General features: G+C 43.4%; 5 protein-coding genes. All 5 read left to right on the top strand.

Going from position 1 to position 8,483, the window contains the following annotated elements; all coding sequences use genetic code 11:
* On the top strand, positions 1-247 hold a 247-nt coding region (locus K245_RS27360; RefSeq protein WP_027359238.1), incomplete at its 5' end, for a transposase.
* A 188-nt stretch (positions 248-435) separates the two neighbouring features.
* Positions 436-1,671, top strand: coding sequence for a glycosyltransferase family 4 protein (locus tag K245_RS0116015; protein ID WP_027360047.1), 1,236 nt, complete (start codon positions 436-438; stop codon positions 1,669-1,671).
* A gap of 116 nt (positions 1,672-1,787) precedes the next feature.
* Positions 1,788-2,597: a protein phosphatase 2C domain-containing protein gene (locus tag K245_RS0116010; protein ID WP_027360046.1), complete on the top strand. Its 810-nt coding sequence runs from the start codon at positions 1,788-1,790 to the stop codon at positions 2,595-2,597.
* A 753-nt stretch (positions 2,598-3,350) separates the two neighbouring features.
* Positions 3,351-6,818, top strand: a complete 3,468-nt coding sequence (locus tag K245_RS0116005; RefSeq protein ID WP_084156365.1) for a polysaccharide deacetylase family protein — start codon at positions 3,351-3,353, stop codon at positions 6,816-6,818.
* Positions 6,819-7,151: 333 nt separating this feature from the next.
* Positions 7,152-8,309 carry a hypothetical protein gene (locus K245_RS0116000; protein WP_027360044.1) on the top strand — a complete coding sequence of 386 codons (1,158 nt, stop codon included), beginning with the start codon at positions 7,152-7,154 and terminating at the stop codon, positions 8,307-8,309.
* Positions 8,310-8,483: the final 174 nt, after the last annotated feature.

The following is an 8,483-nucleotide window of genomic DNA, read 5'->3' as shown; positions in this document are numbered from 1 at the left end:
TAAAGCAGCTGTAGAGCATCCATCCTTCAAATGGGTCAATATAATACTTGGTAACTTAAAAAATGCGCTCAAAGGTACTTATCATGCAATTAATCGCAAGCATGTTCCGCGGTACCTGGCAGAATTTCAGTACAGATTCAATCGCCGATATGATCTGCCGTCCATGATTCACAGACTGATTTATGTTGCTCTTAGGACTCCACCCATGCCATCAACCATGCTTTCTATGGCTGAAGCAGAGTGGTAATCAGATTAGTATATGACAAGGTCGCAAATAGTTCTATTACCGTCATTCTGGAGCAGGCCGGAATCCAGAAGTGACTGAAATTTCTGGATGCCGGATCAAGTCCGGCATGACGATTAAGCCATTTTTGACTTTTTGCGGCTCCATCAACATATCAGGGGTTTTTTATTTTTAAGTCAGAAAGTTGGGTTATGAATGTACTCTATCTTCTAAGTCAGCGGCCGGACAGCACTGGAAGCGGCATCTACACCCGGGCGCTGATAGCCAAGGCAGCCCAGGATGGTCATCGGTGTTCACTTGTTGCGGCTGAATCAGCGTTCGATGCTTTGGATGTTAGCGGAATCAAAGCCGATCATATCCATATGGTTACCTTTGATAATCCGCCCCTTTCTTTTCCTGTTCCCGGAATGAGTGACGTTATGCCCTATCCAAGCAGCCGTTTCATGGATCTGGATGAGCGCCAGTTAGAAGCCTATGAGAAAGCGTTCACACAGGCGATAATGGTCGCCGTTGAAAAAAACAGGCCGGATATTATTCACAGCAACCATCTCTGGATAATGAGCGCTCTTGCCCGCAGGCTTTACCCTGAAATTCCCATGGTGGTGAGCTGCCATGGAACTGACCTTCGCCAGTTCAGGAACTGCCCTCATTTAAGAGAGAGGCTCATTCGTAATATTCCGAATGTAGACATGATATTCGCTCTAACCCCCCGCCAGAAAACTGAAATCTCAAAACTCTACGGTATGAATGAAGAAAAAATCCATGTTGTGCCCACCGGCTTTGACCCGGACATTTTTTATCCGAAGCCAAAACCCGCATCTCCTCCATTCACCCTTCTTTATGCCGGAAAAATATCTCAATCCAAGGGTTTGGTTCAGCTTCTCGAAAGCCTCTCGCATAAAAGACTCAGACACTTACCAATCCACCTTTACGTGGCTGGTTCGGGATCAGGACCTGACAAAGACCTGTGCAATGCCATTGCCGAAAAAATACCTGACAAAATAACATTTTGTGGTTCTCTTTCTCCCCGTGACCTTGGAGGTATGATGCGCAAGGCCCATGTTTTTGTACTACCTTCTTTTTTTGAAGGATTGCCGCTTGTGATCATCGAAGCTCTGGCCTCGGGCTGCCGAATTGTGGCAACAGATCTGCCTGGAATCCGTGAGCTTGTTGAAGGGCTTCAGGGAAACTGGGGTCAGCTCATAAATCTTCCTGATCTTGAAACCATAGACCGTCCATATGATAAAGATATGCCGCTGATCCGTGAACGGCTTGCAAGCGCTTTGGAACTCCAGATTATGGAATATGGTGAAAAAGAAGCACTATCTTCTGATTTTTTTAATGATCTCAAAGAAAAATATAGCTGGGAATCTGTGTTCAAGCATGTGGAATCAATTTACACCGATCTTGTCATGCAAAATGTATAGCTATTCTCAATATTCAGAGATTTTTCCATTCAGACAATCGATTTGACATGGGGCTGCCTGAAGATTAAATTTTTGCCGTTATAACGAATATTTCTTCATTCAAGGCGGTTTTGTCGATGATAACGGATGTGATTCATGAAAAAGGCTCAGGCACGATCAACGAAGACGCAGTTTCTCTTAACGGGAACCTTTTCGGGGTTTTTGACGGTGCCACAAGTCTGACCAGAAACACATACGAAAACGATAAAACCGGAGGGTTTCTGGCCTCAAAGATTGCCAGGGACACGTTCATGGAAAACCACGGCCCTCTTCCTCTTCTTGCCGAAAAGGCCAACTCAGCCATCTACGAAAAAATGCTTGAACATGGAGTCAATGTCTCGGACAAAGCATCTTTATGGAGTACCAGCTGCGCCGTGGTTCGCATAGGAGACGACCACATAGAATGGGTACAGGCCGGAGATTCCCTGCTGCTTATGATCTATGACGACGGCAGTTTCCATATTCCCGTTACAGACTACGACCATGACAGGGAAACACTTTTGATGTGGAAGGATATGGCAGAATCTTCAGGGGAAAAGAAAATTTTCGATCTTCTGAAAGACCAGATCCTGAAAATCAGGGCAGAAATGAACGTGACCTACGGCGTCTTGAACGGTGAAGCCGACTATGCGAGGTTTCTGAACACAGGAAAAGCGCCAAGACACAATGTTAAACACATCCTTCTTTTCACAGATGGTCTGTTCCTCCCGTCAGCGTATCCGGACAAGGATCCGGACTTCAGCACCTTTGTCTCTATTTTTCTTGAAGGTGGCCTTAAGGCACTCAGAAACCATGTGCGTAACCTCGAGATGACGGACCCGGACTGCATAATCTTTCCTCGTTTCAAACCCCACGACGATATTGCCGCTGTATCCATTTCACTCTGAATTTATGTGTGTTCCAAGACCTGTGAAATTTTAAGGGTTTAGGAACATGTTTTTTTTAAAATTTAATTATTCACCGGAATTGAAAAGCGATCTTTTTTATTAAAGGCCGCTTTTTTGAAAAAAAGCTGCGCAAAAAACTTATGGTTTATAAGGGATGCCCAACTATACTTCAACATGCGAGTGTAGGCTTTAAGTGCGGCTCATATTCTTAAGAAAAAATCGACATCGAAACCATAAAAATTTTTCGATGTGGCAGGCATATCAGTGATGAACAAAATATGATGTATGAAGTCTCTATTTGTACATATGCTTCCCCCCCCCTAAAAAAGCATTTCATTCCAAGAATTTTGTTATTATATTTTATTCAGAACATAAAAAAATGTGGCTTTGCCTGATTTTCAGTTAAAAAGTGCCTTGTAGGTTAATTTGCCATCAAAACAAGGGTGATACGTCGGATTACGACGCCCTTTGTCCTTAATCCGACGTTAAGCAGGGTGCCTCCGGCGGGTCGCTTTTTGGAAAAAGCTCCGCAAAAACTTTATGGTTTTGTTAGTAGACAAAAATACTGATATTTTTAGAGTCTTACAAATGTTCAGGCCATGACCTTTTCAAATATTACTGAGAATTGAGCATAGCCACATAAAAAAATGGAGCCATGCAAAGGTCCTTAATGTTTGGGGAAATAAAATAGCATCGGCTCTTTTTATTTTTTTAAAATATTTCCACTAAACATCAGCCTCAAAGGAAAAAATATTGACAGATAAAATTATTTTTTATGATGCGTCCCTAAAAAGATGGCGAATGCTGAAATTTTTGGGCGGCGCTTTTTTATCCTTTGCACTTGTTTTTTCTGCTCTTTTTGTACTGAGCCTGGTTCACCTCACTAGTTCGCGTATTCCTGATATTGTTAAAGAACCACATAGGAGCATTCAGCACAGTCCTTTTGCTTTTCCAGAGAAGAAAAAACAACTTCAGCATTTTATGCTTGATAATATATATAATGAATTCAGGGTTAATACAGAGAAAGAGAATTCAAAGGCTCTTAAGGCAGGCAGATCTGAGTCTTCGGATAAAGGCGAAAAGATTGTAGCAGGCTTTTACGCTATATGGCAGGAATCCGGAATCCATTCATTAAAGGCCAATGCCGACAAGCTGACCCATATTATCCCTGAATGGCTACATTTGAAAAATGACGGAGCTGCAATTGACTTTTCAGACTGGGACCCTGAAACGGTCTACCTGAATAAGGAAGTAGTTGAAACTGCCCGTAAAAATAACATTTCAATAATGCCTCTTATAAATAATTACGCAGACAGTAATTTTGATCCTAAAAGAGCTCATGCCCTGCTTTCAAATCCTGATAATCAGCAGAAATTTATTGCAAGTATCAAGTCCTGGTTGAAAAAAAATGATTTTCAAGGGGTGAATATCGACCTGGAAAATCTGTATCCCAATGATTACAAACTAATGCATGGTTTTATGGCCAAGCTGGCAGATGCTCTTCATGAAGATCACTTAGAAGTTAGTATTGATATAGAAGCCGGAAGTAGTGATGCTTATTTCAAAAAAATGGCGGCATCTTCTGATTTTATTGTTCTGATGGCTTATGATGAACATTCTGCTGAATCTGAACCCGGTCCTATAACCTCATTTTCCTGGTACAGCAAACTCATGAGTCGCATAGCCTCTATAATTCCACCGGACAAACTGGTCGTCGCACTGGGCAACTATGCGTATGACTGGACTGAGGGCAAACATCTGGCTGAATCAATTACATTTCAGCAGGCGCTCATAACTGCGAGGGATAATTCTCCGGACGACAAAGCCGAAGACATTATAGACTTTGATCCTGAATACTTGAATCCAACCTTTAACTATGAGGATGAAAAAGGGCTTCAGCACGAAGTCTGGATGCTTGATGCAGTTTCTGCTGCAAACCAGTGGAAGTTAGCGGCAAACTATCGCGTTCGTGGTGGAGCATTATGGGTTCTTGGATCAGAAGATCCTTCAATCTGGAAATTTTTCAACCACAAAAACATCGAAAAAAAACCTGATATTCATGAGCTTGAGGAAGTGAATTTTCCGTATGATGTTGAGTTTATTGGTGAGGGCGATATTCTAAAGCTGAAATCCCATTTGCAGAAAGGCTCCCGCGTTCTTGAAATAGATGAAAAAACAGGGTTCTGCACAGATGAGTCATACAAAGCCATGCCTTCATCCTATGTAATAGAGCGAAGCGGACTGCAACCAAAAACCGTGGCTCTGACCTTTGATGATGGGCCTGTATCTCCGTATACGGCCCAGATTCTTGATGTTTTGAAAGAATATAAAGTGCCTGCCACATTTTTTGTAGTAGGAGATAATATTGAAAACAATATGGAGCTTCTGGAACGCATATGGGACGAGGGGCATGAAATAGGCAATCACACTTTTACTCATCCAAATATTGCAGAAGTATCTGAAAAGAGAGCCTTGCTTGAACTTAATGCCACTGAAAGAGCTATCCAAAGTGTAACCGGACGGTCAACCATTCTTTTTAGGGCTCCATACAATGCAGATGCTGAACCAACAAGCGCAGAAGAAGTCAAACCAATATTGCTTGCGTCCATGCAGGGCTATGTGACTGTGGGAGAATACATTGATCCCCAGGACTGGAATCCTGAAATTACAGGTAAAACAGGAATTAAAAAAAGAACAGATCTGGATATAGCCAATCAGATGATTGAAGAGCTGCACGCCGGACACGGTAATGCCGTCCTTCTTCATGATGGCGGTGGGGACAGATCCCAGACTGTGAATGCCCTGAAAATTGTCATACCCCAGCTGCTAAAGGAAGGATATAAATTCGCCAGGGTTTCTGATCTTATGAACACCTCCAGAGACGCAGTCATGCCAAAGGCAGCCTCAAATGAGAAAATGTTGATAAGGGCTGACAGGGTAGTATTTGAAGCCGGTTATTATTTAAATACATTCCTGACCATTGCATTCATAGCATCTATTGTGCTTGGAACACTCCGCGTTCTTTTTGTTATCATCATGACGCCTCTGGCACTGAAAAAAGAACGTAAAATGAATTATGACCCATCATGGCAGCCCCGGGTGAGCATTCTTGTCCCTGCATATAATGAAATGAAGGTTATTGCAGCTACGATTAATGCGGCTCTTGAAACCAGTTATTCCAACTATGAGATAATTGTCGTTGACGATGGCTCATCTGACGGGACTTCTGACGAGGTACAGAGGCTTTTTGGAGATGAGGAAAGGGTTCGTCTGGTAACCCAGAAGAATCAGGGCAAATGGGCTGCCCTTAATAATGGCATCGCCAATTCATCAGGAGAAATACTTGTTTGTCTGGATGCTGATACTTTGCTGGAAGCCAATTCAGTTTCCATGCTTGTCCGTAGATTCTGCGATCCAAATGTAGGAGCTGTGGCAGGCAATCTTAAGGTCGGTAACAGAATTAATATTCTTACATTTTGGCAGGCCATTGAATACATAACAAACCAGAATATGGATCGAAGGGTGTTCGGCCTGATGAACGCTGTCACAGTTGTTCCAGGAGCTGTCGGAGCATGGCGCAGAGAAGCGGTTGTCAAGGCAGGCGGGTTTTCAAACGACACTCTTGCAGAAGACATGGATCTCACATGGCGCGTTAGAAAAATGGGCTACAGGACTGAAACCGAAATGGAGGCAATTGGCCATACCGAAACTCCTGACAATATGGGCGCACTTTTCAAACAGCGTTTCAGATGGACTTATGGAACTCTTCAGTGCCTCTGGAAACATAAAAAAATGCTGTTTAAATACGGTTTTTTTGGCTGGGTAATGCTTCCATCAATGTGGCTTTTCCAGATTATATTCCAGATTCTGTCTCCGATTGTTGATTTGCAGATAATAATAGCTCTGCTTAAAATGATACAACCACTGATCACAAGAGGTCTTCTTAATCAGGACTGGCAACCGCTTCCAGGTGCTCTTGCCAATCTTTATTATGTAGGATTTATGTACAGCTTCTTTTTTGTCATAGAATTTATTAGCGCCTTGGTCGCCTTCAGTATTGAAAAGGAACGTAAAAATCTTCTCTGGTGGCTTTTCTGGCAGAGATTTGTATATCGGCAGCTTATGTATGCTGTTGTACTTAAGGCATTTAAGACAGCCCTTAAAGGTATTCATACAGGATGGGGTAAACTTGAGCGTAAAGGGATAGTAAAATCTCACTGATTTGAATATGCTAAAAAGCGATTTCTTATGAAAGGTCGTTTTTTTTGGTGCGGTCGATCAAGGTTGATTGTTATAGCGGGTGAGAATCCCGCTCTGGAAGGCGGGCCGGCCATCGGGTAGCTAAAGTGTTGTTGGAATCAGACAAAATTCAGGGTACGTGTACCTAATGCTGTGCACAAGGACGACCACATCCAAATTCAACAACATTGTGGAGGAGAGGAGGCTATATATGGCAGCTCGGGGTGATGAAATACCTATTCAAAGGTGATGGCAAAAATAATAATAACGATCCGAATAATTACATAAAATCAAACATTGCCGGTAAAAAAGCAGATGGCCATACCAGAATCAAAATCGCGAGGATTTGAATCCATTGTCATTCCGCCTCCTCTTCTTCTGGTGATCGAGGATGTGGGATGGTGGAGCGGGTACAGCAGGCCTGAAATGAACCAGCCTTTCAGGAGCGGCATGGGAAGATTGCACTGCGTTGAAGATTATACAGCCATAATCAGGCTTGCAAAGGCGCTTAAGACCCAGATCGTTGCAGGATTTGTCCTCTGCGAGTGGGACAGGACAGGCCTCCTTGCCGATCTTCCGTCCTCGACATGGCTGGGGGCACAGTGGAAGGGCTGCAAGGACGGAATCGGATTTCAGGATAAGGTAGTATCCATTTTAAATGAAAATCCTGGATATGTGAATATTGCCATGCATGGAATAGGACACGAATACTGGGTCGACGGTGAGGCATCCAGAAGCGAGTTTCATGATGAAAACGGGGTTATGCGTGACAAGGAACAGGTGACAAGGCATATCTCTATGTTCGAAAAACTGCTCCTGATGAGTGGACTAAATGCCCCGTTTCCACAGATTTTTATTCCTCCTGCCCTGAAACACAGCTTTGGAAACGGCGAGCAGGGTTTTCAAAAGATCCTGGCAGATTTTGGTATAGACTACGTGATAACTGTTTTTGACAAGGCAAAGCAGTTCGCCCGGCCCATGCATAAGCATGTAACCGAAGAATGCGGTGTCACACTGATCGAACGCGGGGTAGCCCCTGTTTCATGGGATAGTGTATCTGCAAAACCCGAATTTCCCTTCACTCATCCTATTGTCCCGATCCATTGGGCCAATATTCTTCACCCGATTCCTGAACAAAACGAATATGTGATTGACAGATGGGCAGAATTTCTGGCAAGCGGTGCACGGCTTAATGGTTATATCTTTTTCCCTGATGCTTTAACCGCCCTTTCCCAGATCGTTTTTTACCGGTTGACCCGTATCGAAGCGATCAACGGAGGCGTGGTTCTCGATATTTCCGATGCGAGGAGTGTGCTTCCGAAGCAAATCCGCTGTGAATTCTATGCAGAACTTCCTCCATCGGCAAGGATCAGGGAGCATGATGGCAAGCTGGCCCCGGCGGATCACATCCATGAAGGTCTGATCCAGTTGCTTCCGTCACCTCATGCTGAAGAAATCCATATTTTTTTCTGAGCAGGTGAAGAGCCGGAGGCATTCGGATCAATGCCTTATTACGAGCAAAGGACGCTCTAATCCGACCTACGACTTGGCCTTTTTTTACGGCAATTTAACCATACAATCCATTTCATATAGACGTAATCTATTTATTTGTTGAAGATGTATTAATCTTATCAATTTGAGTCTGAG

It is taken from the genome of Desulforegula conservatrix Mb1Pa, from assembly GCF_000426225.1.
Lineage (GTDB): Bacteria > Desulfobacterota > Desulfobacteria > Desulfobacterales > Desulforegulaceae > Desulforegula > Desulforegula conservatrix.
This window is presented reverse-complemented; position numbering and strand designations above follow the sequence as displayed.

What these genes read in the sequence shown, in the direction of transcription:
- K245_RS0116015 (WP_027360047.1), top strand. Translation starts at nt 436, where the DNA reads ATGAATGTACTCTATCTTCTAAGTCAGCGGCCGGACAGCACTGGAAGC.
- K245_RS0116010 (WP_027360046.1), top strand. Translation starts at nt 1,788, where the DNA reads ATGATAACGGATGTGATTCATGAAAAAGGCTCAGGCACGATCAACGAA.
- K245_RS0116000 (WP_027360044.1), top strand. Translation starts at nt 7,152, where the DNA reads ATGGCCATACCAGAATCAAAATCGCGAGGATTTGAATCCATTGTCATT.